Origin of the sequence: Muriicola jejuensis (assembly GCF_010671595.1) — a bacterium.
Taxonomy (GTDB): Bacteria; Bacteroidota; Bacteroidia; order Flavobacteriales; family Flavobacteriaceae; genus Muriicola; species Muriicola jejuensis.
Genome location: NZ_JAABOP010000004.1, coordinates 212331 through 237112 on the forward strand (window position 1 = coordinate 212331; position 24782 = coordinate 237112).

At 49.3% G+C, this 24782-nt stretch carries 21 protein-coding genes; 10 read left to right on the forward strand and 11 right to left on the reverse strand.

The annotated features are described in order from the left end of the window. Positions 1 to 57 precede the first annotated feature (57 nt). A complete protein-coding gene (locus GWK09_RS12845) occupies positions 58 to 1593 on the reverse strand; it encodes a YifB family Mg chelatase-like AAA ATPase (protein WP_163693861.1) in 1536 nt (511 codons plus the stop codon). A gap of 113 nt (positions 1594 to 1706) precedes the next feature. Here GWK09_RS12845 and GWK09_RS12850 point away from each other — a divergent pair, with 113 nt between their 5' ends. Further along, a complete protein-coding gene (locus GWK09_RS12850; protein WP_163693862.1) occupies positions 1707 to 2435 on the forward strand; it encodes a hypothetical protein in 729 nt (242 codons plus the stop codon). A gap of 11 nt (positions 2436 to 2446) precedes the next feature. Here GWK09_RS12850 and GWK09_RS12855 read toward each other — a convergent pair whose 3' ends face one another. The 4 genes from GWK09_RS12855 to GWK09_RS12870 all read right to left on the reverse strand — a co-directional run bounded on the left by GWK09_RS12855 (position 2447) and on the right by GWK09_RS12870 (position 8799). Continuing rightward, positions 2447 to 4840, reverse strand: a complete 2394-nt coding sequence (locus GWK09_RS12855; RefSeq protein WP_163693863.1) for a penicillin acylase family protein — start codon at positions 4838 to 4840, stop codon at positions 2447 to 2449. A gap of 51 nt (positions 4841 to 4891) precedes the next feature. Next, a complete protein-coding gene (locus GWK09_RS12860) occupies positions 4892 to 6889 on the reverse strand; it encodes a protein-disulfide reductase DsbD family protein (protein ID WP_163693864.1) in 1998 nt (665 codons plus the stop codon). Continuing rightward, a complete protein-coding gene (tilS, locus tag GWK09_RS12865) occupies positions 6886 to 8193 on the reverse strand; it encodes a tRNA lysidine(34) synthetase TilS (RefSeq protein WP_163693865.1) in 1308 nt (435 codons plus the stop codon). The genes GWK09_RS12860 and tilS overlap by 4 nt, the downstream gene beginning before the upstream one ends. 72 nt (positions 8194 to 8265) lie before the next feature. Continuing rightward, on the reverse strand, positions 8266 to 8799 hold the full coding sequence (locus GWK09_RS12870; RefSeq protein WP_163693866.1) for an NADPH-dependent FMN reductase: 534 nt from the start codon (positions 8797 to 8799) through the stop codon (positions 8266 to 8268). 124 nt (positions 8800 to 8923) lie between these two features. On the opposite strand from GWK09_RS12870, the gene GWK09_RS12875 reads away from it, so the two are divergent. Beyond that, positions 8924 to 10108 carry a heparan-alpha-glucosaminide N-acetyltransferase domain-containing protein gene (locus GWK09_RS12875; protein ID WP_163693867.1) on the forward strand — a complete coding sequence of 395 codons (1185 nt, stop codon included), beginning with the start codon at positions 8924 to 8926 and terminating at the stop codon, positions 10106 to 10108. 5 nt (positions 10109 to 10113) lie between these two features. Here GWK09_RS12875 and lpdA read toward each other — a convergent pair whose 3' ends face one another. Beyond that, positions 10114 to 11520 carry a dihydrolipoyl dehydrogenase gene (gene lpdA / locus GWK09_RS12880; RefSeq protein WP_163693868.1) on the reverse strand — a complete coding sequence of 469 codons (1407 nt, stop codon included), beginning with the start codon at positions 11518 to 11520 and terminating at the stop codon, positions 10114 to 10116. A 94-nt stretch (positions 11521 to 11614) separates the two neighbouring features. Continuing rightward, positions 11615 to 12070 (reverse strand): Lrp/AsnC family transcriptional regulator, encoded by a 456-nt coding sequence (locus GWK09_RS12885; RefSeq protein WP_163693869.1) that lies wholly within the window; start codon positions 12068 to 12070, stop codon positions 11615 to 11617. A gap of 155 nt (positions 12071 to 12225) precedes the next feature. Between GWK09_RS12885 and GWK09_RS12890 the strand changes: the two genes are divergently transcribed. From GWK09_RS12890 to ribB, 8 genes are all read left to right on the forward strand, one after another. Next, a complete protein-coding gene (locus GWK09_RS12890; protein WP_163693870.1) occupies positions 12226 to 13446 on the forward strand; it encodes an aminotransferase class I/II-fold pyridoxal phosphate-dependent enzyme in 1221 nt (406 codons plus the stop codon). A 69-nt stretch (positions 13447 to 13515) separates the two neighbouring features. Next, positions 13516 to 15003: a Na+/H+ antiporter NhaC gene (gene nhaC, locus GWK09_RS12895; RefSeq protein ID WP_163693871.1), complete on the forward strand. Its 1488-nt coding sequence runs from the start codon at positions 13516 to 13518 to the stop codon at positions 15001 to 15003. A 110-nt stretch (positions 15004 to 15113) separates the two neighbouring features. Beyond that, positions 15114 to 15620, forward strand: a complete 507-nt coding sequence (gene tpx, locus GWK09_RS12900; protein WP_163693872.1) for a thiol peroxidase — start codon at positions 15114 to 15116, stop codon at positions 15618 to 15620. Continuing rightward, complete coding sequence (locus GWK09_RS12905) at positions 15613 to 15978, forward strand: diacylglycerol kinase family protein (RefSeq protein WP_163693873.1); 366 nt, start codon at positions 15613 to 15615, stop codon at positions 15976 to 15978. The genes tpx and GWK09_RS12905 overlap by 8 nt, the downstream gene beginning before the upstream one ends. Before the next feature lie 63 nt (positions 15979 to 16041). Continuing rightward, positions 16042 to 18399 carry a DNA translocase FtsK gene (locus GWK09_RS12910; RefSeq protein WP_163693874.1) on the forward strand — a complete coding sequence of 786 codons (2358 nt, stop codon included), beginning with the start codon at positions 16042 to 16044 and terminating at the stop codon, positions 18397 to 18399. A 3-nt stretch (positions 18400 to 18402) separates the two neighbouring features. After that, a complete protein-coding gene (locus GWK09_RS12915) occupies positions 18403 to 19047 on the forward strand; it encodes a LolA family protein (RefSeq protein WP_163693875.1) in 645 nt (214 codons plus the stop codon). Positions 19048 to 19120: 73 nt separating this feature from the next. Further along, positions 19121 to 20542, forward strand: a complete 1422-nt coding sequence (locus GWK09_RS12920; protein ID WP_394367582.1) for an LptF/LptG family permease — start codon at positions 19121 to 19123, stop codon at positions 20540 to 20542. Continuing rightward, positions 20539 to 21681: a 3,4-dihydroxy-2-butanone-4-phosphate synthase gene (gene ribB, locus GWK09_RS12925; protein ID WP_163693877.1), complete on the forward strand. Its 1143-nt coding sequence runs from the start codon at positions 20539 to 20541 to the stop codon at positions 21679 to 21681. Before GWK09_RS12920 ends, ribB begins: the two co-directional genes overlap by 4 nt. Here the strand turns inward: ribB and GWK09_RS12930 are convergent. From GWK09_RS12930 to GWK09_RS12945, 4 genes are all read right to left on the reverse strand, one after another. Further along, a complete protein-coding gene (locus GWK09_RS12930) occupies positions 21678 to 22880 on the reverse strand; it encodes a DegT/DnrJ/EryC1/StrS family aminotransferase (protein ID WP_163693878.1) in 1203 nt (400 codons plus the stop codon). The two genes, ribB and GWK09_RS12930, sit on opposite strands and share 4 nt — an antisense overlap. 1 nt (position 22881) lies before the next feature. Further along, on the reverse strand, positions 22882 to 23514 hold the full coding sequence (locus GWK09_RS12935; RefSeq protein WP_163693879.1) for a nitroreductase family protein: 633 nt from the start codon (positions 23512 to 23514) through the stop codon (positions 22882 to 22884). Between the two features lie 4 nt (positions 23515 to 23518). Next, positions 23519 to 24274, reverse strand: a complete 756-nt coding sequence (locus GWK09_RS12940) for a sulfite exporter TauE/SafE family protein (RefSeq protein ID WP_163693880.1) — start codon at positions 24272 to 24274, stop codon at positions 23519 to 23521. A 154-nt stretch (positions 24275 to 24428) separates the two neighbouring features. Beyond that, a complete protein-coding gene (locus tag GWK09_RS12945) occupies positions 24429 to 24719 on the reverse strand; it encodes a hypothetical protein (RefSeq protein WP_163693881.1) in 291 nt (96 codons plus the stop codon). Between the last annotated feature and the right edge of the window lie 63 nt (positions 24720 to 24782).

Consider the following 24782-nt stretch of genomic DNA (forward strand, 5'->3'; position numbering starts at 1 on the left):
AGTATACGTTTTATCCGATAATTTATGACTTTTTTACCAAAAGTAAGGGTGAAATTCCTACCCCAACCACCCTTCCCGGTCCAGACTCCTGTATTGAATGGCTTCCATGACGTGCTCCGGTGCGATCTGTGCCTCACCACTCAGGTCGGCAATCGTCCTGGATACCTTCAGGATGCGGTCATAGGCTCGGGCAGACAGCCTGAGCCTCGACATGGCTTCTTTGAGCATCTCTAAAGCCACTTTACCTATGGAACAGTATTCGCGGATCTGTTTGGTTCCCATCTGGGCATTGTAATAAAGCCGCTCCTCCCCTTCAAATCGGGCCATTTGTATCTTCCTTGCAGCTATGACCCTTTTACGTATCTCGCGACTCTCTTCACCTTTCGTTTTTTGGGATAGTTGTTCGAAGGGTAATGGAGTCACCTCTATATGTATGTCGATCCGGTCCAGTAGCGGACCACTGATCCGCCCCATATAGCGCTGAATTTCAGCAGGAGAGCAGTTCACGGCAGCATCGGGGTCGTGAAAATAGCCTGAAGGACTGGGGTTCATACTGGCTACCAGGATAAAACTACAGGGATAGGTCAGGGTGAACTTAGCCCGGGAAATGGTCACTTCCCTGTCCTCAAGGGGCTGTCGCAGGACCTCCAGGACACTCCGCTTGAACTGTGGCAGTTCATCCAAAAACAACACTCCATTATGGGAAAGCGAGATCTCTCCGGGCTGGGGATAGGATCCCCCACCAACCAGGGCCACATCGCTAATGGTGTGGTGGGGGCTCCTGAAGGGCCTTTGGTGTAAAAGGCCGATATCCGACACCTTTCCTACCACGGAATGTATCTTTGTGGTCTCCAGGGCTTCATTGAGCGTCATGGGGGGCAGGATAGTGGGCAGGCGTTTGGCCAGCATGGTCTTCCCTGCTCCGGGCGGACCTATCATGATGATATTGTGGCCCCCGGCAGCTGCGATCTCCATACAGCGCTTGATCCCTTCCTGACCTTTGACATCGGCAAAATCCAACTCGTTCTTACACTGATTTTCCCGGAAAAGGGAATCGATATCGACATGGGTTTGTTCCAGGGGCAGGCCCGTATCAAAAAAGGAGGCAACCTTCCCGAGACTGTCTACCCCATACACCTCAAGGCCTTTCACAATCGCCGCTTCCAGGGCATTTTCCCTGGGAAGGATCAGGCCTTTGAACCCTTCATCCCTTGCTTTAATGGCAATGGGCAGGGCCCCTTTGATAGGTTGAACGCCCCCATCCAGGGAAAGCTCCCCCATGATCAGGTACTGATCCAGATTACCAGGCTGTATCTGGCCAGAGGCTGCGAGGATACCTATTGCAATCGACAGGTCATAAGCCGAACCCTCTTTCCTCAAACCGGCAGGGGCCATATTGATGGTGATCTTCTTACCCGGAATCTTAAAACCGTTATTAAGCAGTGCAGCCGCGATCCTGTAATTGCTTTCCTTGATCGCGTTGTCCGGCAAGCCCACGAGATGGTAGCCTATTCCTTTGTCGATGTTCACCTCGACCACCACGGTAATGGCTTCGATTCCGAAAACGGCACTTCCGTAAACCTTTGTCAACATTTAAAATATCCGGATTATTTTGGGCGTAAAATATTCTGACACACTGAAATAGCGCAGCAGTTTATACCCGTGAATGCAAATATTATGTAGATTTAACTTAGATACTGTAAAGCATGAGAGCTTCCTATTTCCTGGTATTGGCCCTTGGCTTTTGCATTTCTTTGGTTTCACAGGAACCTCTTGAAGATCAGGAACCTTCGGTTGAGCATTTTGATACGTTGCGCATCAAATTCCCTAAGGTATTTTGGTTCAATTCCTATAAATTTCAAATTGAGAATTATGGAAAAGGCGTGATCAAAACCCGGAAGAATTCGGCAACTGAGCAAAGCAACAAGGAGTTCAATACGAGGATCACCACTTACATATTCACCATAAATTTCGAAAACCTTGATTCGGCTACGTCTCTTGTCGAAGGTAGCTACAGAAGACAGGACAATTATTCGGTGCGTAACGATTGGCTTCTGGAAACACTTACAAACATAGAATCAGAAGAAACCGAATTCATAAGTATGACTCAACGTAAATCCGCGAGTATTACTACCAATCTTCACGAGGAATCATGGCAAATCGTTTTTCAGGAATCCTTAAATACCGAACTGCCCGAGGCACTTCCTCTATTGTTGACCTCCAGCTCCAGAACGATTCAGATCGTACCCCACACCGGATCTCAACATCTGATCCCCTTGGGAATCGTTACTAATGGCGCATATACCTTTCAAGAAAATGGAAGGATTATTGGGCAATTGCTCACAGACAGGGGACATCTGATCATCCTCAGGAAAAATATGGATCCACTTACAAAGTTAGTCCTCATAAGTGCCATGATGTTCGTTTACGGGTAAGCTGAATGGGACTATTTAATCGGTTTAAAGGTAAGCACAGATGAGGCTGATTCCTTGATCTCGTTCCTGTTCATCATCATTTTCCGGAATTCCCCTTTATTGAACATCTTGGCCTGGTCACGGTAGTATTTGCTGAATGGATTTCCCGACTGGCCGGTGGGAAGGATGCTCATACTGTTTTCTACGTCTGAGAAATCGATAACCCTCCTGGTAGAAGGTCCGGCAGTTACAGAGAATAAAGACGCCCCATTGTACTGGAAGGCCATATTGTTGATGACTTCCCGGGATCCGGGTACCGGATAGGGCCCTACATTGAAGAAGGAGCGAAGGAGGGCGATCTGACCTATGGGATGTGGATGCTCCAGAGTGTGCAACCTGCCCCAGGTCCACTCCGCGATATCATCCCCGAGGTCTTCCTGCAAGGACTCAAAGGCCTGTAGAAAGGACGATTGGACCATATCCTTCTTGGTCTCCTCGACATCTTCTGTCCTTACATCATCCCACCACACCGAATTCGATTTGGTCGCCATGGGGGCGATCAACCGCTTGTGAAAGTGCGTGGAGATGAATTGTGAGAACAGTTCCTCGCCTAACTCATCCTCAAAAGTATCTTTTAGAAAATAGTAGATCCATCGATGGAATACCGCAGCTTCTGCATTGTCTACCGCATAATTTCCATTCCATTTGCTCAGGTGGTCCAATACAAGGGCCTGCTGTTCATTGAGGTCCCTGATATCAACGAGTTTGGCCAGTTCGGTTACGATCCCCGGATTTACAGCGGATACATCATCATGGATCATATCCCGCACCGCCTCCGCATCCCAGTCGTTCCTTGAATCCAAGAGGGAAACGATTCGTTTGGCCCGGTTTTCCGGCAGGTAATACCCGGGATAAAGCATGCCCGCGATAGAATCAGGCTGGTTGTTGGCGGAATAGACGTAGTTCCAGGGCGGGTTCACGGCCTGTGGATTCTCCTTAAAATCAAGGTACCGTACCTTGCGGTCCTGACCCTTGCTCCCATCCATGACCAATTTGGTGTGGGTACTGTCTCCCAACTGGTAAAGCCGGGCAGTCGCCCACCAGGCTACATTGCCTTCAGCATCCCCGTACATGGTGTTCAGTCCGGGTGCGTGGATCTTGGGGAGTGCCTGCTTAAATTCTTCTATATTCCTCGCATGGCTTATTCCGAAAAGGGCTTCCATTACCCTGTTTTCCCCTTTGGTATAGATCCAATCCATACTGATAGGGCGATCTCCCGTTATCTGGTTGGCGATCCCGTTCAGAATAGGCCCCCTTTCTGTCTTGCGGTAAGAAAATTGCACATCGTCCTGGTCCTTGACCTTTATGGTCTTGGTGACCACTTCCAATGCCTTCCAGCCAGAGGGGGTAAGGTATTGCGTACTGTCTTCAGGATTCAGGGTCTCGTAGAAAAAGTCGATATCGTCGTTCTCGAACATGGTAAATCCATAGGCGAGGTTTCTATCGTGTCCTAGCAGAGGCATGGGCACGCCAGCGAGATGGTAGCCGTACTTTTCATATGAAGGGGTCATAAGATGAGCTTCGAACCAGACCGAAGGCTGTGCAAAACCGATGTGTGGATCGTTGGCAAAGATCACCTTTCCGGAACGAGTCTTTTCGGGGCCAATTACCCAGGAATTGCTTCCTATGAACTGGGGGACCGGCAAGGCAGACAAGGCTTTTCTGGTGGCTGAGATCACGGCTGCTTCACTGCTGACCTCCTCACCCCGGTAATTCCTTATCCATTCGGTAGTTGGGCTACTGTTGATCTCCAGATCCGCTAGATACTGCACCCCTAAGGAATCCCTTATGATAGTCAGCAACGGATCCGTCTTGTGTGCCATGGCAAAACTGAATGCCATATACCCAACCGCATTGTAGATATCGACCATCTCATAAGGTTTTTTCTCCAGGCCGGTCAGCAGGAATTCTACAGGGGTTGGTCCCTCCTCAATGAATTGGTTGATACCATCGAGATACGCCTGTGACAAGCGGGCCATTTCACTACCGGGATCGAGCTCACTTACCGCTTTGGCAGAGGCATCGTCAATTCCCAGTGACAGGAAAAACTGATCCGTGGCGAGAAGGTCCTTCCCGAAAACCTCGGAGAGTCCGCCAACAGACACCCTGCGGAGTAATTCCATTTGCCACAAACGGTCCTGGGCGTGAACATATCCGAGCGCTCGATAGGCGTCTGCCTCGTTCTGCGCTTCGATATGGGGGATTCCATAAGGATCGTACATGACCGTTACATCCGATTGGAGATCAGCCATATACTTTTCACCTGAGTAATCAGGTTTCAGTACCTGTTTTACAACAAGGCCGATCAACAGGATAATTCCCAGGATCCCTATCAGGACCCAGCCAATTTTTCTTAGGGTCTTCACAAAATAAGATTGTCTATATAAAGATAGTACTTTTACCTACCCACAATACGCCTATCGATTACTTACCGCAATATTTCGCTGATACGTACGGAAATTCTGCAACCCTTCTTTTATCCAGCGTTCGTAGGTATCACTGTCCGTATTCTGAATGGAGGGATTCAGTACATAGAGGTCTGGTGACAGCATTACGTAATAGGGCTGAGAGGCGGCATTGAAATTAATGGTCTGGAAGGTACCCCATTTTTCGCCTACGGCATCAATGGCCTTTACCCTTCCTGAATCGAACCGAAATTTAAACCTTTCACCTTCCGGAAGTGACTTGCGGTCATCCACATAAAGCGATATCAGCACCACTTCCTCGTTGAGCAAGCGGAACACCTCAGGATCACTCCACACATGTTCTTCCATTTTCCTGCAATTCACACAGGCCCATCCGGTAAAATCGAGGAGAATGGGTTTATTCACTTTCTGGGCGTACAGCCTGCCGCTCTCAAAATCCTTGAAACAGGATATGCCCAACGGACAATCACTTTCCTGTTCTGCGAGCGTATAAAAATCCGGGGGAGGAAAGCCACTCAGTAATTTCAGATTCGTAACCTGGAAGGTTCCCAGCAGTAAATACAAACAAAACGCAGATGAAAGCAGGCCGGTGACCTTTCGGGTATTGGAAATTTTTGAATCAGTTTCATCATGGGGGAATCTCAAAACGCCAAAAAGGTAGAGACTGAGCAAAAAGAAGATCAGGATCCAGATCCCCAGGAAGATCTCCCGTTTAAAAATACCCCAGTTCCCAACGAGGTCTGCATTAGAAAGGAACTTGAAGGCAAGGGCTAGTTCGAGAAAACCCAAAACTACTTTGACCGTAGTCATCCAGCCCCCCGATTTTGGCAGGGTCTGAAGCCAGGCCGGAAAAAGGGCAAAGAGGGCAAACGGCAGGGCAAGGGCCACACCAAATCCCAGCATCCCGGCCGACAGGTTCATGGCAACATCTCCTTCGGCCAGGGCGGTACTCCCCAATAGCCCCCCCAGAATAGGCCCTGTACAGGAGAAGGAAACGATGGCCAGGGTAACGGCCATAAAAAAGATCCCCAGGCCCCCTCCGACACTGTTGGAAGCAGAATCCATCCTGTTCGCCCAGCTGCTGGGAAGGGTTAATTCATAATATCCGAAAAAGGAAAAGGCAAAGAATACAAAAACCAGGAAAAAGAACAGATTGAGCCAGATATTGGTCGCTATGGTGTTCAGGATCTGCGAATCCACCGAGTCGAAGATGTGAAAAGGCAAGCTGAGAAGAAAATAGATCAGTATGATAAAAAATCCGTAGAGAGAGGCATCGATGATCCCCTTGGAACGGGTACGGGATTTCTTGGTAAAAAAGGAGACCGTCAGAGGTATCATGGGGAACACACATGGCGTGAGCAGGGCGATCAGCCCCCCTAGAAATCCCAGTCCAAAGATCACCATCAGGCTGCTGTCATTACCTCCCGCGTCTGATCCCACCTCCTGCAGGGCCTCTTTATTCTTGAGGTCCAGTTTAAGGGCCTCGGCCATGGCTATACTCTCCTGGTCCAATGTTTCCTGGTCCACGATGATCTCCTGCCCATCCAGGGAGAAGTAAAAGACCTTATCCTGTGGGATGCAGACCTCCTTGCAGACCTGGTAAAATAGTTCTACCTGTATCTGCCTGACCTCCGGATCGAGCAATCGGATCTTTTGCCTGAATATGGCCTCTTTCTTAAAAAAGGTTTCTTCCACCTCAAAGATCTCGCTATAGGCCTTTTCAGTCTTACTTTCCAGGGTGCCTCCCAGGAGTTCAAAGTCAATGCCTGCGTTCACGTAGGTAAATTCACTTGGGAGGGAACCCCCTTCGGCCGTGAATTGGGAATAGACATGCCAGCCCTCCTCAATAGAGGCCTTCATGACCAGCTCATATTCCTGATCGCCTGCAGGAATGAGTTCCTGTGTCCACGCTACGGGATCCTGTCCTTCCTGTGCCATGGATGTCAGAAAGGAGAATAAAAGTGCAAAACCGGTGAGTATCCGTTTCATTCGTTCGTTGTGATCTTGAGAATTTCCTTTGTGTCGGCAGTGATCTTAAACCGGTCATCGGCCCTCCTGCCTATGATCCATACGATCTGGTCTCCGCAGCAAAGGAGCCACTGCTTCTGTTTGGCCACGGCATCCATTTTCTCGTCCTTAAAAAATTTGGAGACCTTTTTTTTGCCATCCATTCCCAGGGGATAAAAGTAGTCGCCTTTTTGCCATTTCCTGACAGTCAACGTATCGTTTAACGTTTCTTTATCAACATATAGTATGGTGTTGTTCTTTTCCTCTATCTCCATCACCTGCTCCACTTTGAGGCCCAGAGGAAGGTCTCCGGTATCCAGGGAGATCTCCCTTTCCTCCGATTCGGCTGGCTTACTCTGGAATTCCTGCAGAATGAGATGTTCCCTGTCCTTGATCAGTCGGTGGGTGGATGATCTCACTTCCTTCCCGCTCAGGCTATTGGTAAGGCCTGCGATATCCCCCCAGGAAGTAAATCCGTATGGTTTAAAAAGTTCGTACAGATAGGCCTCCAGAGGCTCAAAATCCTCCAACTCATTCAGGGAGATCCTGTACCCATCCTGATAGGGTTCGAATATTTCCTCCCTGAGGCCATCAATGTAATTCGACAGCATCGCAGAGGTATGGGTGAGGAACCTCAGGGTCTTTCTGAAATTCCTCTGGAAGGTAGGATGCAGTTCCCTGAGCACAGGGACGAGCTCATGTCTGATTTTATTCCGGAGATATTTGGTCTCCTCATTGCTATGGTCTTCCCTCCATTGGATCCCCTGCTCTTTTGCAAACACAAGGATCTCATCACGGGTAAAAGGAAGGAGCGGCCGGACCACCTTATCCGTCTCAGCAGGGATCCCGGTAAGGCCTTCCAATCCTGTGCCCCGGGATAGGTTGATGACAAAGGTTTCCAGGGCATCGTCCAGGTGATGGGCGGTGAGCAGGCATGAGTATCCCTGGGTGGATAGTAATTCACTGAACCACCGGTAACGCAATTCCCTTGCTGCCATCTGAATCGACAACTTATGGGCTGAGGCATATGCCTCGGTATCAAAGGAAATGGTGAAATACCTTACTCCCAGGGAATCTGCCAGGTTGCTCGTAAAACGCTGATCCTCATCGCTGTCTTCTCCCCTGAGGTGATAGTTGCAATGGGCCAGAGCAAAATCCAGACCACAGCGTTCACACAGGTGGGAGAGAACCACACTGTCTACGCCTCCACTGCACGCTATGATCACGGGATTCTCCAGGATCTGTGGGAAGGACTTTACGATATGTTCCCTGAATGCGTCTGTCACCCTACAAAGGTATGAAAGAAAGGTGTGGAACCTTAAGTTCGCTGACTCTTATGGCTTCAGCTGATTCGGTATTTATAAGCTTTTCAACCATTTATCCAGGGCCTGCCGGTGCTTATCGGCCAGTTCAGGGTCCGTTATACCTTTTCCCGATTCAAAATTGTGTCTGAATGAAGGAAGGGAAAATGTAGCTACTATCTCCCCACCAAACTTAGGCAGGAGGTTCTCAGTAATAGAGAGGGAAGAGGCTGCCCCACGTTTCCCAGGGGAAGTACTCATCAGGAAGATCTTTGTCCCGTCCAGAAAATTGAGTTCGAGTCGACTCAGCCAGTCGACAAGGTTCTTGAAATAGGCGGAAGGGTTGCCATTATGCTCGTTGACAGAAAGAAGCAGACCATCCGAGGTATGGATATCGTCCCTGAGTTCAGCCAGGGAATTGGTGTATCCATGTTCTTTTTCGATGTCGACGCTGAACATAGGCAGATCGAACATCGCCATGTCCATGGTCTGTATCCTGTGACCTTTGATCAAACCCGCTGTGTATTTTACGAGTTGATAATTTATGGAAGTGGAAGAATTGCTGCCTGCAAAGGCGAGTATGTTGCTCATGATTCGTTAAATAATTTGTAGACGAAAATATCCTAAAAAAGAATGAATTGGGAACAATTTAGCTAATTTTGCGCCTTGAAAGATCCAGGGACCCCTAAAAGGGAGTATATAGGGGTAGTAGTATATGGAGAGTAAGACCAACAGACTTCATTTCATTGACGCCATGAGGGCCTGGGCCATCCTTATGATGCTTCAGGGGCATTTTGTGGATGGGCTGCTCGACCCCGTATACAGGGATCCCGGTAACGGCTTCTATTCTGTATGGAAGTATTTCAGGGGGATCACAGCCCCTGTGTTCTTTACCGTTTCTGGATTTATTTTTACGTATTTACTAATTCGGGTACCCCAGAAAGGATTCGAAAATCCCCGCATACGAAAAGGCATCCGGAGGGGTCTGCAACTTTTGCTGATCGGATATTTGCTTCGTCTCAACCTTTCCGGTTTCTTTCAAGGCAAGCTCTACAAGGCGTTCTTCCTGGTTGATGTCCTTCACTGCATCGGAATTTCGATCATGGTGATCATAGGAGTATATCTTTTGACCTCTGCCATGAAGAAATGGGTTCTTCCCCTTTCCCTTCTTTCCATCACCCTGTTATTGTTCCTATTTGAGCCTATGTACGCCAGCTGGACCTTTTCCGGATTCCCGGAAGCCCTGGCCAACTATTTTACAAGGAGCAACGGTTCGGTCTTTACCATCATACCCTGGGTGGGTTATACCGCTTTCGGAGCCTTTCTCGCGGTAATGTTCAGGAAGTACCACACCCACAGCGCCATTTATGTGAATGCCATCTGGCTGTCCCTGATCACAGGGCTCTGCCTGGTCTATTACTCCTCCCCTTTCTTCAGTTACCTGTATGAATGGAGCGGTTTCACCCTCTTCCTGGATGTCGTTTCCAATAATTACCTCTTTATCAGATTGGGGAATGTTATGATCGTTTTTGCTGTATTTATGATACTGCGGCAATGGCTGGTCAACAGTACACTCCTGCGTCTGGGCCAGAACACCCTTTCCATCTATGTGATCCACTTTATCATCCTGTATGGAAGTTTTACAGGTCTCGGTCTGTACAGATTCTTTGACCATAGTCTGGCTCCGGTAATAATAATCCCCGGCGCCATTCTTTTTATGGTATCCTGCTCTTTTGCAGCCCTTCAATACGACAAGCACGAGACCTGGATCAAGGAACAGATCACACTTACAAAACAGGCAGGAAAAGAAGTGTTCCTCCGGGCGTATTACCTAGCGTCACAATTTCTTATCCTGCTGCAGGACAGAGTTTTGAGATTACTTAATGTAAGTAAAGGTTAAAACTACTACACGTGCAGGGCTCGGTCTGCAGTTGCAGCCAGGGCCGCTTCCTTTACAGCTTCCGCATAAGTGGGATGGGCGTGACTCATCCTCGAAATATCTTCTGCCGAAGCCCGGAATTCCATGGCCGTGACCGCCTCTGTGATCAGGTCCGCACATCTTGCACCTATCATATGGACGCCTAAGACCTCATCAGTGTTCTTGTCGGCCAGGATCTTGACGAAACCATCTATATCCATACTTGCCCGGGCTCTTCCAAGAGCGCGCATGGGAAACTGCCCGGACTTATAGGCGATCCCGCTTTCCTTGAGCTGTTCCTCCGTCTTGCCCACCGAAGCGACCTCCGGCCAGGTATAGACAACATTCGGGATCAGGTTGTAGTCAATATGGGGTTTTTGCCCCGCCAGGATCTCGGCCACCATGGTGCCTTCTTCCTCGGCTTTGTGGGCAAGCATGGCGCCGCGCACCACATCGCCTATGGCATAGATGTTCGAAACATTGGTCTGAAGGTGGTCATTGACCTCTATTCTCCCCTTGTCGTCTACCTTGACCCCTGCCGCTTCAGCGTTGAGTCCGTCCGTATAGGGCCTTCTTCCCACAGAAACCAGACAGTAATCCCCTTCGAGGGACAATTCCCCTCCTTTGGGATCGTCTGCTATCACCGTAACAGTCTTTCCCTTTCTTTTAACGGATTTCACTTTGTGGGACAGATAAAACTTTACTTTTTGCTTTTTGAGCACGCGCATGAGCTCCTTGGACAGGGCTCCGTCCATCCCTGGGATAATGCGGTCCATAAATTCAACGACGCTCACGTCAGCGCCAAGTCGACTGTACACCTGCCCCAGTTCCAGGCCAATCACACCGCCGCCTATGATGATCATATGCTTGGGTATTTCCTTAAGTTCCAGCGCCTCCGTTGAAGTTATAATACGTTCTTTGTCTAAGGTGATGAACGGAAGGGAGGCCGGTTTGGAACCCGTAGCTATGATGATGTTTTTCGCCTCAAGGGTAGTCGATTTTCCTTTGGAAGGCGTTACTTCTATATGGGTGGCATCCTTAAAACTGCCGGTGCCCTGGAACACCTCGATCTTGTTTTTGTCCATCAAAAACTGAATCCCCTTGGTGGTTTGGTCTACTACACCCTGTTTGCGACTTATCATCTTCTCAAGGTTCACCTTTACCTCCCCCGGGATTTCAATTCCGTGCTCCTCAAAATGCTTTACGGCATCTTCGTAATGATGGCTGGAATCCAGGAGAGCCTTGGATGGGATACAACCCACATTGAGGCATGTGCCTCCAAGGGTTGAATATTTCTCCACGATAGCAGTTTTCATTCCCAGCTGGGCGCAGCGAATGGCCGCCACATACCCTCCGGGTCCGGAGCCGATTACGGCCACATCAAATTGAGACATAAGGATGATTTAGATATTAACTAATAAGTGAGGGAATTCTAATTTTCCCGGGAGTCAAAAATACGAATGTTTTTGGTTTTGGCCACACGGATCCTCAACCCAGGGCAATGGCGGTTGAGGCTTTAACCTCGTTGATCACGAAGGAGCTCTGCGTACTTCCGATATTGTTCAGGGCTGTTAGCTTGTTGACCATAAAATCCCTGTAGGCCGCCATATTGGCCACGTGGATCTTGAGAATGTAATCGTAATCCCCACTCACGTGAAAACACTCGGTGACCGCCTCCAGCTGCTGCACTTCACGTTCGAACTGAAGAACGTATTCCTTGATGTGCCTGCTCAATTTCACATGACAAAGTACGGTGAAATCCATTCCCACGACCTGCTTGTTGAGCAGGGCGACATAGTTACTGATCACACCCTCTCTTTCCAGTCTTTTGATCCTTTCGTACACCGCTGTGGTCGAAAGTCCAAGATCAAGGGCATATGCCTTGGTCGTTCGCTTGCAGTCCTTCTGAAGAAGTCCCAGCAATCGGATGTCTGTATCGTCCATATGCTACTGATATTCATTCGGGGCACACGGGCCCCTACGGAAATTAGATTAATAATATTCTACTAATATACATTTATAAAGATTATTATTCTATTATTCCAAAATCTTATTGATATTTATTCCTAATCTTGGTATTTTTACAAAAAACAAAAGACATGAGTAAGACAGCTACAGACAATATTCAGGACCTGCATAATTTCGGAGAATTTGGAGGCGTGAACCCCTCCATTTCGGATTCCTCCACCTATACCTTCCTGTCTGCCAAGACCATGTTCGACACCTTTGAAGGCAATACGGAAGGCTGTTATCTCTACAGCCGTCATTCATCTCCCTCCAACCTCTACCTCGGGGAAGCCCTGGCTGCCCTGGAAGGTACGGAAACAGCCAATGTGACGGCCAGCGGTATGGGGGCGATCACCGCAGTGATCCTTCAGCTCTGTAATGCCGGGGACCATATAGTAAGCAGCAGGACCATCTACGGGGGTACTTATGCCTTCATGAAGAACTTTCTGAAAAAATTTGACATCCATACCTCCTTTGTGGACATCACTTCACCCGACGCCGTTGAAAAGGCCATTACCGCCAATACGAAGATGATCTACTGCGAGTCCGTAAGCAACCCACTTCTGGAAGTGGCAGACATCAGGGCGATTTCTAAACTGGCTAAAAAGAAAAATATTCCGCTCGTGGTAGACAATACCTTCTCCCCTCTGTCCATTGCCCCTGCAAAGTTGGGGGCCGATGTGGTCATTCACAGCCTTACCAAATTCATCAACGGGACCAGTGATTGTGTGGCAGGGGTGGTCTGTGGAACCAAGGATTTCTGCCTGGCTTTGAAGGACGTGAACAATGGGGCGGGGATGTTGCTCGGAAGTACGCTGGACAGCCTGAGGGCCGCATCCATCCTCAAAAACATGCGAACTCTGCATATCCGGATGAAAAAGCACAGCGAGAATGCCTTATATCTGGCAAAGAATTTCGAAAAAGACGGTCTTAGGGTCGTTTACCCAGGGCTTCCTTCCCATCCCGGGCACAGCCTGATGAAAAAACAGTTTTCTTCCGAATTTGGTTATGGAGGGATACTGACGATCGATGTAGGCAGCCTGGAAAGGGCTAATAAACTCATGGAACTTATGCAAAAGAAGAACCTGGGCTACCTGGCTGTAAGCCTTGGTTTTTACAAAACTCTTTTTAGCGCTCCCGGAACCTCCACTTCTTCGGAGATCCCCGAAGAAGAACAAAAATCGATGGGACTTACGGATGGGCTGATCCGTTTTTCCATAGGTCTGGACAATGATATCCACCGCACCTATTCCATGATGAAGGCCTGCATGATACAGCTTGGAATCCTCAGTGCCGATACGGTCTCTGTCTAGTGGCCCATTAAGAGGTTTGCAGAACCGTATGTAAAATTGTAATATTACCGCCAAACTAAAAAGCGGTAGATGGCGGCCAAAAAATCTAATGCCCACAGGGAGAACGAACACATTGTAGACAATAGAGAACTCAATATCTGGGAGGCTTTGATCCCGGTGGTCGCCCTGGTAGGCATGCTGGCCTATAATGTCTACGTCTTTGGAGATAACGCCATCAGCGGCTCCAACCAGTTCATCCTTCTTATGGGAGGGGCTGTTGCCGCGGTAGTGGGGATTTTCAACAAGGTCTCCTACAAACAGATGTTAGCCGAAGTTGCCGAGAATGTGAAGTCGACCACAGGGGCCCTGCTGATCCTACTGATGGTGGGAGCCCTGGCAGGTACCTGGCTCGTTAGCGGGATCATCCCCGCCATGATCTACTACGGCCTGCAGATCCTCAATCCCACTATTTTCCTCGCCGCCTGTGTGATCATATGTGCGATCATCTCCATTGCGACAGGGAGCAGCTGGACCACAGCGGCCACCGTAGGGATCGCCCTGATAGGCATAGGGGAAGCCCTGGGGATTTCCCTCGGGATGACCGCCGGTGCCGTCCTGTCCGGGGCTTATTTCGGAGATAAGATGTCGCCTTTGTCCGATACGACCAACCTGGCTCCCGCTATGGCCGGGGGCGACTTATTTGGGCATATCCGATATATGACCATCACCACCGTGCCTACCATATCCATTACTTTATTGGTTTTCGTGATTATAGGGCTGAACCTGGATACCACAGGGGTGGCTGATACGGCCAGTATACTTTCATCCATAGACGCCGCCTTTGAGATCAACGGCTGGCTTTTTATAGTCCCCGTGGTCGTCATCCTGCTCATCGTAAAAAAAGCCCCTCCCCTGATGGCCTTGCTTATCGGAACCCTTCTGGGTGGGGTTTTCGCCCTGATCTTCCAACCCGGAATCGTAGCCGGACTGACCGGTGCCAGCGAACTCACCTTTGAATCGGGGTACAAGGGGATCCTCAATGCCATTACCATTAACACCTCCATTGCCACAGATAATCCAGCACTGAACGACCTATTCTCTGCCAAGGGAATGGCAGGGATGCTGGGTACTATCTGGCTGATCGTCTGCGCCATGGTGTTCGGGGGTATCATGGATGGGATCGGGGCCCTGTCCCGCATCACAAAATCCCTCTTATCCCTTGCCAAGACCACCTTCGGGCTTTTCGCAAGCACGGTGGGGAGTTGTATAGCCCTGAACATCACCGCTTCAGACCAATATCTGGCCATTGTGGTACCCGGAAAGATGTTCGCAAAAGCCTATGAGGACCGTGGCCTTGCCCCTGAGAATTTAAGCAGGACCCTGGAGGATTCCGGGACGGTGACCTCGGTGCTTATCCCCTGGAACACCTGTGGGGCCTATCACAGCGGTGTCCTGGGTGTTAGTGTGGCCGAATATTTTCTTTATGCCATCTTCAACTGGCTGAGTCCGATCATGACTTTGATCTTTGCAGCCCTTAAGATCAAGATCAAACAATTGAGCACCAGTGCGGCAGGATAAGCCCTCATGGTGAATACCTTTTTTCTCCTGAGTATTGGGAAGAATGGCTCGCATCGTTTAAATACGCGTAAATTTTCCTAATTTCGGGCCTTAAAAAGTCCTATTTACCTATGGCATCAATTCAATTTACCGGTACTGCAGCCAACACTTGTGGCGAGTTACCAGAGGTGGGTAGCAAAGCCCCGGATTTCGATCTCACAAAAAGAGATCTCTCACAGGCCCGCCTGGGAGATTTCAGCGGAAAAAAAGTAGTGCTCAATATTTTTCCCTCGGTAGATACAGGGACCTGTGCACAATCCGTTCGCTCTTTTAACAGCCTGGCAGCGAGGATAAAGGATGCGGTTGTTTTGTGCATCTCCCGCGATCTTCCCTTTGCCCAAAGCAGATTCTGCGGGGCTGAAGGCATTGACCGGGTGGTGATGCTTAGCGATTATAAAGACAAGGGTTTTGGAGATGATTACGGCCTGCGTTTCAAAGACGGACCTTTTGAAAGCCTCCTTACCAGGGCTGTGGTAGTGATCGATGAAAAAGGAAGGGTTATCTACACGGAAATGGTCAAAAATATCGGAAGTGAACCCGATTACGAAGCCGCTCTTAAAGCCCTTCAACATGGCTGAGGAATCGCTGATCAGGAACAGGTTCAAAGGCTTTTATTACGCCTTTAAAGGGGCATTGCTACTCCTCAGGACAGAGAGCAGCATTCAGGTTCAATTTTGCATTTCCATCCTGATCACTGCAGCCGGATTCTACTTCGGGATATCCCCTATTGAATGGATCTCCCAAACCCTGGCCATTGGCCTTGTGATGGGTATTGAGGGCGTCAATACGGCCGTGGAAAAACTCTCTGACTATATTCAGCCGGACCGTGATCCCAAAATCGGGTTCATCAAGGACATTTCCGCCGGGGCGGTAATGTTTGCTGCCATAGCGGCTTCCATAGTGGGCCTGATCATCTATGTCCCCAGAATTTTTTAGGGAAACCATCCGGTTGGCGTCCTACCTAAATTTGTATTTTTACACCATGAACAGCATGCATTAATGGCGACGAAGAAAAAAAAGTCTAAACCTACGGCTTCCAAAAAAAGAGTTTCCCTCCGACTTTCCAGACAGAACAAGATCATTCTGGGAAGCCTGCTGATTTTTCTGAGCATTGCCCTGTTCTTTTCCTTTATCTCCTTTTACTTTACCTGGCAGGATGACCAAAGCCTGCTGACCGAATTCGCAAACAGGAACGAACAGGCAAAAAACCTCCTGAACAAATTCGGGGCCAGTGTAAGCCATTACATCATGTACAAAGGTTTCGGACTCGCATCCTTTATCCTGCCATTCCTGATGTGTCTTAATGGACTCTACCTTTTCCTCAGTCTACCCTTAAAAAACCTCTGGAATAAATGGATCTGGGGGCTGGTCCTTTTGATCTGGGTTGCAATTGCCCTCGGATTCTTTGCCGATACTCAACCTTTACTCGGCGGCCTGGTGGGATACGAAATGAGTAGGTTCCTGCAGGACTATACCGGTAAGATCGGGGTATTCCTTATCCTCTTATTTGCTCTTACCGTGATCCTGGTCAGGCTGTTTAAACTCACCCCGGAAGGTGTCGCCCGTTTCTTCAGGAGCAAATCAGCTTCTGTTGCGGCCGATTTCAAAAAAAACTCTCCGTCCGGAACAGGTCCTGTGGAAACAGAAGAAGAAACCGAAGTGATCCTCGACACCTATACGCATAAAAAAGATATTCCCCATCTCGATCCGGTGATGGAGGAAAGTCCCAAGACACAAGGGGGTAAGACAGATACAGACGAAGATGATATCGCCATGGAGGTCAACACTGTGGCCGAAGAGAAGGAAGAAAGCGATCTGTTGTCGGAGAAACTCGTGGCCGATTTCGGGGAATTCGACCCTACACTCGAATTGAGCAATTACAAGTTTCCGCACCTCGACCTGCTGGACCCCCATGGATCCACCGGAGGGATCACCATCAACCAGGAGGAACTGGAAGAAAACAAGAACAAGATCGTCGAGACCCTCAAGAATTACAAGATCGGGATCGCACAGATCAAAGCCACCATAGGGCCTACCGTTACCTTGTATGAGATCGTCCCGGATGCCGGGATCCGCATCTCGAAGATCAAGAACCTGGAAGACGACATAGCCCTCTCCCTGGCTGCCCTGGGGATCCGTATCATTGCACCCATCCCCGGAAAGGGGACCATCGGTATCGAGGTACCCAATAAAAAAGCGACCACGGTTTCCATGAGGTCTGTCATAGCTTCAAGCAAATTCCAGAAAGCGGAAATGCAACTGCCCATCGCCTTTGGAAAGACCATCAGCAATGAGACCTTTGTGGTGGATCTGGCTAAAATGCCCCACCTCCTCATGGCGGGGGCCACCGGACAGGGAAAATCCGTCGGGCTCAATGCTGTGCTCACCTCCCTGCTCTACAAAAAACACCCAGCAGAGGTCAAGTTTATCCTGGTCGACCCCAAAAAGGTAGAGCTCACCCTCTACAACAAGATCGAAAGGCATTACCTGGCTAAACTGCCTGACTCGGAAGAAGCGATCATTACGGACAATACCAAGGTCATCCACACCCTGAATTCCCTTTGTATAGAAATGGACAACCGGTACGAGCTGCTGAAACTGGCCATGGTGAGGAACATCAAGGAATACAACGTAAAATTTAAGGCCCGAAAGCTAAACCCCAATGACGGCCACACCTTTTTGCCCTATATCGTGCTGGTGATCGACGAGTTCGCCGACCTGATCATGACCGCCGGCAAGGAGGTGGAAACCCCCATTGCCAGGCTGGCACAGTTGGCCAGGGCCATTGGGATCCATCTGATTATCGCCACCCAGCGCCCGTCGGTCAATGTCATAACCGGTATTATCAAGGCCAACTTCCCGGCCAGGATCGCTTTCAGGGTGACCTCCAAGATCGATTCCCGCACCATCCTTGATTTTCAGGGTGCCGACCAGCTTATTGGCCGTGGGGACATGCTCTTTACCCAGGGAAATGACATCACCCGCATACAATGTGCCTTTGTAGATACTCCCGAAGTGGCTAAGATCACAGAATATATTGGATCGCAACGGGGGTATGCCAGCGCCCATTTGTTACCCGAATATTCCGGGGAAGACTCTGGCACAGGTATTGATTATGATATATCGGAAAGGGATGCCATGTTCCGGGATGCCGCGGAGGTGATCGTCACCGCCCAGCAGGGATCGGCCTCCCTGATCCAGCGCAAGCTAAAGCTGGGGTATAACAGGGCCGGCCGTATCATCGATCAGCTGGAAGCAGCGGGCATTGTGGGCCCTTTTGAAGGCAGTAAAGCCCGCGCGGTATTAGTTCCGGATATCTATACCCTGGAAAAAATGTTGAATGAAGAAACCAAATAAAAGATGAAAAAAATTATCATTCTATCGGTGATCCTGAACCTGGGATTCCAAATGTCTGCCCAGGAGGCAGCCAAGGCAAAGGCGCTTCTGGACGAGGTGTACAACAAGGTACAGGGCTATGACAATATAGAGGTGAACTTTAGATATACCCTGGAGAACAAAGAGGCCAATATCAACCAGGAAACCCGGGGGGATGTTACCATACAGGGAGACAAATACCTTTTCAACTATCTGGGTTCACAGCAGCTTTTCGACGGAAAAAAGGTCTATACCGTTGTCCCGGAGAACGAGGAGGTGACCATTGAGAACCCCTCCGATGACGAAAATACCATCACCCCATCCAAACTGCTGACCTTTTATAAAAAAGGGTACAATTACGCCTGGGACATCCTGCAGAACGTACAGGGCAGAAAGATACAGTATGTCAAACTCACACCCATTGACACGCATTCGGAGATCTCAAATATCCTCCTGGGGATAGATGCCCAGACCAAACATATCTACAAACTCATCGAAACGGGGAAGAACGGTACCAAGACCACCATCACTGTTAATTCTTTTAAAACCAACCAGCCGTTGTCAAAAACCTTGTTTACTTTTAACGAGGCCAAATACGAAGAAGAGGGCTACTATATAATTAGAAACTAGCATCTTGCGGATCCTAGACCAGTATATACTCAGTCGGTTCCTTTACAACTTCCTAAGTTCGTTTGTGATCCTGATGTTCATTTTCATCTTCCAGACGATATGGCTCTTCATTGACGATATAGCCGGGAAGGGGCTGGATATCATCATCATCGGGAAATTTCTCTTTTACCTGATGCCAAATTTGACGGAAAAGGTACTCCCACTCACCGTCCTGCTTTCTTCTATCCTTACGTTCGGGGCAATGGCCGAGAATTACGAATTCGCCGCCATGAAGGCATCCGGGATCTCCCTGCAGCGATCTATGCTGAGCCTCATCGCACTGGTGACCATTCTCGGAGGGGTGACCTTTTATTTCGCCAATACGGTTATACCGGCATCTGAACAGAAAATCTATAACCTCCGCAGGAACATAGCCAAGGTAAAACCCGCGGCTGTCATTGAAGAAGGTGTTTTCAGTGATTTCGAGGGGATGAACATCAAGGTGGACAACAAATTCGGAGATAACGACAAGTATCTGCAAAACGTGATCATCCACAAAAAATCCAACCTTCAGAAAAACAATACCGTGATCAAGGCCAATACGGGTGAACTGATCAGCAGCGAAGAATCTGATATTATCCAGTTGGTCCTCTCAGACGGATATTACTACGAGGAACTGGTTCCCAACGCCGCCGAAGATCGCAAGCACTTCCCCTTTGCCAAGGCGAAATTCGACACCTACACCATCAATATTGAGGTTCCGGAAAACACACAGGACCTGGAGGAAGAACGCAACATCCGGACCGATAAGATGAAGAACATCTCCCGGCTTAAAAAGGATATAGATTCCATCCGGGAGAACAACCTGACCGTAGTAGGTGCCTTTTCCAAGAACATCGTCACCAGGCTGGGGGCATTTACCCCCCTGGCTGAGAATGACTCCCTAACGGCCGAATCCTACACGGCCCCCCAAAGAGATTCTTTGCCAGCAGGTTTAAAGACTGAGGAAAGGGTCGCAAATACCGCAGACATCCTGGGCCTTTACCAGGAATACCAGCAGCGGCAGATCATCAGTTCGGCTTCCAATGCTATCTCCAATATCCTGAATTCTGTGAGTGGAAAGAAACAGGACATTGAGAACAAGTACAAGATCTACAATATGCATATTCTGTCTCTGCATAAAAAATACGCCCTGGCGCTTTCCTGCATCATCCTGTTCTTCGTGGGCGCACCCTTGGGTGCGATCATCAGGAAAGGAGGCCTAGGCCTTCCCATGGTGATCGCCATCGTGTTGTTCCTGACCTATTACTTTATCGGCGTGTTTGCAGGCAATTACGCCAAAGAAGGCAATATACACCCTGTTCTGGGGGCGTGGTTATCTACCCTAATAATGTTACCTTTGGGGATATTTCTCACGCGAAGGGCCACGGCCGATCGGGGATTGATGAGTTTTGGACACGTGTGGGATACCATGGCCGAAGGAATTCGCAAAAGATTTAAACGCAAAACCCCATGATGGTTAGCAAGGAGAAGAAAATAGAACTGAATACCATCGAAGAAGCCATTGAGGACATCCGCAAGGGAAAGGTCGTCATAGTAGTCGATGATGAGAACAGGGAGAACGAAGGCGATTTTATAGCGGCAGCCGAGATGGCGAGTCCCGAGATGATCAACTTCATGGCCAAACACGGGAGGGGATTGATCTGCACACCCCTGACAGAGGCGAGATGCGAAGAACTGGATCTGACCATGATGGTACAGAACAATACGGTAATGCATCACACCCAGTTCACGGTCTCGGTAGACCTTATCGGGCATGGGTGTACCACGGGTATTTCGGTCCACGACAGGGCCAAGACCATCAAGGCGCTGGTCGACCCCAATACAAAAGCCCATGAACTGGGCAGGCCCGGCCATATCTTCCCCCTGAGGGCGAAGAACGGCGGTGTGCTTCGCAGGACCGGCCATACCGAAGCAGCAGTAGACCTGGCCCGACTGGCAGGATTTCAGCCCGCAGGGATCCTCGTGGAGATCCTCAATGAGGATGGGACCATGGCCAGGCTTCCACACCTGGTGGAGGTCGCCAGAAAATTCGATCTGAAACTCATCTCGATAGAGGACCTGGTGGCCTACCGCATGCAGCATGACAGCCTGATCGTAAAAAAGGAATGTTTTGATGTAGAAACGCGATTCGGAAAATTCACCCTTCACGCCTACCAGCAGACCACCAATGAACAGGTACATATCGCACTGACCAAAGGGTTCTGGAAACGGAATGACGCCGTACTGACCAGGATCAACTCCACCCTGGTCAACAACGATATCTTAGGTACCCTCACCAACAATGCCGAAAAAAAGCTGGACGATATGTTCCAGGCTATCAACCAGGAAGGAACGGGAGCCATTGTCTTCATCAACCAAACCAGTGAATCACTGAATTTGCTGAGTCGACTCAAAGGTCTGAAGGAAAACCAGGCCAAGGGGATGATGAAAGCCCCGGGAATAGACATGGATACCAAGGATTTCGGGATCGGGGCACAGATCCTCCACGACCTGCACATCTGCAAGATGCGCATCCTGACTAATAGTGGGCAGACCAAAAGGGTGGGTATCGTAGGGTATGGCCTGGAGATCGTGGAATATGTCCCCTATTAAACCGTTGTCAACACCTCACTGAGTGTTTTGTGCATGGCTGCAGCCCTCTGCTCCACTTCCTCTTCATTCCAGCCCAGTTTAACAAGGCATGAGATATTCCTGCCCATCCAGTGATCGGAATCCGAAAAGACCTGGCTTTGGAGACGGTCCAAATAACTTTTAACCTCCCCCCCTAGCGGCCCCAGACTTTTAGCTCCTGTAAGGTGCTCCCATTTTCTGTAGTAGTGCCAGTTGTTGTCATACCAGTAGAAACAGCCATCTATACCAGCTTTTAGGAGGGCCTTATGAGATTTCCGCGCAAGGTTTTCAGAGGGCATAAAGAAATTCAGGAAGGAATAGTTCTGTATACCCGTTTCAGGCACCCTCCTCAAGGTGATTCCCTCGAGCCCGGCAACAGCCCTTTCCAGGATCCTGTAGTGCTTTTCCTGTATCCTCAGGAAATCGTCCAACCTCCTGACCTGTGCCACCCCCACCGCAGCATTCAATTCAGAGATCCTGAAATTATACCCGAGGAAGGGATGGGTCTCGGCCCCCCGGTCACTTCCCACATGGTCATGGCCGTGGTCCGAATAGTGGTCTGCATTGAGATAATAAGCTTCATTATCTGTGATAAGGGCGCCTCCCTCTCCACAGGTGATGGTCTTTACATAGTCGAAGGAAAAACACCCAAGGTTTCCGTAACTCCCCAGCGGTTTTCCTTCATAACTGCCTCCAATGGCCTGGCATGCATCCTCGATCAGTAGGAGTCCTCGCTTTTCACAGATGGTTTTGAGGGGGCGGAGATCGGCCATGGAGCCGCACATATGCACCGGCATGACCGCTTTGGTCCTTTCGGTAATGGCCTTCTCTACGGCCTCCGGATTCAGGCAGAGCGTATCATCGATGTCAGCGAGGACAGGGATGGCTCCCACGGATAAAACAGCCTCAAAGCTGGCCACAAAAGTGAAGGTGGGAATAATGACCTCATCCCCTGCCCCTATCCCAGCACTGGCCAGTGCCACCGTGAGGGCAGCCGTACCACTGCTTACCACCTGGGCGTATCTGGTTTCCATTCGGGCAGCCAGAGCCTTTTCAAGCTCCTTAGCCTTCCAGTGGCCGTTGCGCATGCCGTCAAAGCCATAGCGCATGAGGACGCCAGAGTCTAAAACATCTTGCACTTCGGCCCGTTCCAGGGCTCCAAACATCTCAAATCCCGGCATATTACTCTATATGAATGATGGTTTCTGAGAGGTCCCGCCTGACCTTTTTGAGGGTAGAGAAAAAATCATCCTCCGCCCTTTTCCCAACAGGAAGGACCAATACAGAGGTCAGGTTTTGTGGTTTCAGGTCGAGCACCTCATCATAGGAGCCGGGATCAAAACCTTCCATAGGGCAGGCATCGATCTCCTCGAGTGCACATACCGTAAGCAGGTTACCCATGGCCAGATAAGCCTGGTTGGTAGCCCATTGCCTGATCTCCTCGGTCTGTTTTTGGGAAAAACTGTCTACCAGTGCTTTTTTAAACGGGGTAAGTATTTGCTCAGGGGTTCCACGGACTGACTTCACCCTTTCGAAATATTGTGTGATGTATTCCTGGTCGACGTTCGTCTCAATACAAATGACCAGCACGTGAGAGGCCTGGCCCACCTGTTGTTGTCCGTAGGTATGTTTCACCAGACGCCCCTGAATCTCTTTGTTTTTGAGTACGACCAGCCTGATAGGCTGCAGACCATAGGAGGTGGCCGTCAGGTTAAAGGCATGGATGAGCCGGTCTATCTTTTCCTGTTCGAGGATCGCCCCTGAATCGAATTTCTTGACCGCATACCGCCATTTTAGCTTTTCAATACTATCCATATGCTCAAGTAAAAAACCATAATTTAATCGCCATCGCTATGACCATAATCACCAGAAAGGTCTTGATGAACCCGTCTCCTTTTTTTACAGAAACCCGACTAGAGAACCAGGCCCCTAAGCCGTTTCCAATGGCCAGAACTGCCCCTACCTGCCAGATCACCTTATCGTTGTACACAAAGACCGCCAAAGCGGCAAGAGTATAGATGCAGACCACGGCCACCTTGGTGGCATTGGCCCTGACCAGGCTCATCTTGTGAAAGTAATGAAGAAACAAGAGGATCACAAATCCGATCCCGGCGTTGATGAACCCCCCGTAGATCCCAATAAAGAAAAATGCGAGCATGCCCAGCCAGAGGTATTTCCCCGTCAGGCGTTCCTGTACGTTCTCCAGGTTGATCTTGGGCTTGAACACGATGATGAGGACCACCGCAATCATAATGATGGCCAGGATACGGTTAAACGTCTCTCCCTTTATATCCACGGCAATGGAAGCCCCCAGGATAGAACCCAAAAGGGCCGAGATCCCCAGGTATACATTGAAGGGAAAGGTGGACACGCCCTTACTTTTAAATCCAGCCACCCCAATAGCCGTTTGGAACGCAATAGCTACCCGATTTGTACCATTAGCTACGGAGGGCGGTAAACCCATAAAGATCAATACCGGCAAGGAGATCAGGGAGGCACCTCCGGCTATGGTGTTGATAAAACCGACGATAAAACCCACCACTACCAAGAGGGGATAATAGTACCAGTATTCCATAAAGCAAAAGTACGCGGTAAAATACTAATAAGCGGAGTGAGATGGAGACAATTTCTTTCCTTAACCAGGCTCTATCAACCTATAAAAATAGGATCAGAAATCAATTACTGTATGGGATCCGGCCCATTGGGAGACATGGAGGTAATTTCTTTTCTTAGCTACCAGCGAAAGGAGTACCGAAAACACCTACGGCCAACTCAGCCCAAGTCAGGAAAAACAAGAGGATAATTCCTATGAGCAAAAGGGTCCTGAATGTCCGATTCCCGATATTCCTCCAGGTAAGGTCGCACAGGAATGCCAGCCCGAATAACAAGATCCCTGCCACGACAAAATCAGAAGTGCTCCATCGGACCTCCTGGGTGAACTGCATCGCCAGAAGAGGGATGCAAAGTACAAGGGCGGTGCCCAGCGCAATAAAACCGATATTTTTTAAGGAAATGCTCATTACTAGAAGTTTATGTATATCTAAATATACGAATTTTTAAGCTCTTTCGGATCCCAATCTGGT

Bases quoted from the DNA above. Each gene is read 5' to 3' on its own strand.
- ribB (WP_163693877.1), top strand. From the start codon at position 20,539: ATGATGGTTAGCAAGGAGAAGAAAATAGAACTGAATACCATCGAAGAA.
- GWK09_RS12940 (WP_163693880.1), bottom strand. From the start codon at position 24,274: ATGGAATACTGGTACTATTATCCCCTCTTGGTAGTGGTGGGTTTTATC.
- GWK09_RS12870 (WP_163693866.1), bottom strand. From the start codon at position 8,799: ATGAGCAACATACTCGCCTTTGCAGGCAGCAATTCTTCCACTTCCATA.
- GWK09_RS12850 (WP_163693862.1), top strand. From the start codon at position 1,707: ATGAGAGCTTCCTATTTCCTGGTATTGGCCCTTGGCTTTTGCATTTCT.
- GWK09_RS12930 (WP_163693878.1), bottom strand. From the start codon at position 22,880: ATGCCGGGATTTGAGATGTTTGGAGCCCTGGAACGGGCCGAAGTGCAA.
- GWK09_RS12935 (WP_163693879.1), bottom strand. From the start codon at position 23,514: ATGGATAGTATTGAAAAGCTAAAATGGCGGTATGCGGTCAAGAAATTC.
- GWK09_RS12860 (WP_163693864.1), bottom strand. From the start codon at position 6,889: ATGAAACGGATACTCACCGGTTTTGCACTTTTATTCTCCTTTCTGACA.
- tpx (WP_163693872.1), top strand. From the start codon at position 15,114: ATGGCATCAATTCAATTTACCGGTACTGCAGCCAACACTTGTGGCGAG.
- GWK09_RS12905 (WP_163693873.1), top strand. From the start codon at position 15,613: ATGGCTGAGGAATCGCTGATCAGGAACAGGTTCAAAGGCTTTTATTAC.
- lpdA (WP_163693868.1), bottom strand. From the start codon at position 11,520: ATGTCTCAATTTGATGTGGCCGTAATCGGCTCCGGACCCGGAGGGTAT.
- GWK09_RS12910 (WP_163693874.1), top strand. From the start codon at position 16,042: ATGGCGACGAAGAAAAAAAAGTCTAAACCTACGGCTTCCAAAAAAAGA.
- GWK09_RS12845 (WP_163693861.1), bottom strand. From the start codon at position 1,593: ATGTTGACAAAGGTTTACGGAAGTGCCGTTTTCGGAATCGAAGCCATT.
- GWK09_RS12890 (WP_163693870.1), top strand. From the start codon at position 12,226: ATGAGTAAGACAGCTACAGACAATATTCAGGACCTGCATAATTTCGGA.
- GWK09_RS12875 (WP_163693867.1), top strand. From the start codon at position 8,924: ATGGAGAGTAAGACCAACAGACTTCATTTCATTGACGCCATGAGGGCC.
- GWK09_RS12885 (WP_163693869.1), bottom strand. From the start codon at position 12,070: ATGGACGATACAGACATCCGATTGCTGGGACTTCTTCAGAAGGACTGC.
- nhaC (WP_163693871.1), top strand. From the start codon at position 13,516: ATGGCGGCCAAAAAATCTAATGCCCACAGGGAGAACGAACACATTGTA.
- GWK09_RS12915 (WP_163693875.1), top strand. From the start codon at position 18,403: ATGAAAAAAATTATCATTCTATCGGTGATCCTGAACCTGGGATTCCAA.
- GWK09_RS12945 (WP_163693881.1), bottom strand. From the start codon at position 24,719: ATGAGCATTTCCTTAAAAAATATCGGTTTTATTGCGCTGGGCACCGCC.
- GWK09_RS12920 (WP_394367582.1), top strand. From the start codon at position 19,121: ATGTTCATTTTCATCTTCCAGACGATATGGCTCTTCATTGACGATATA.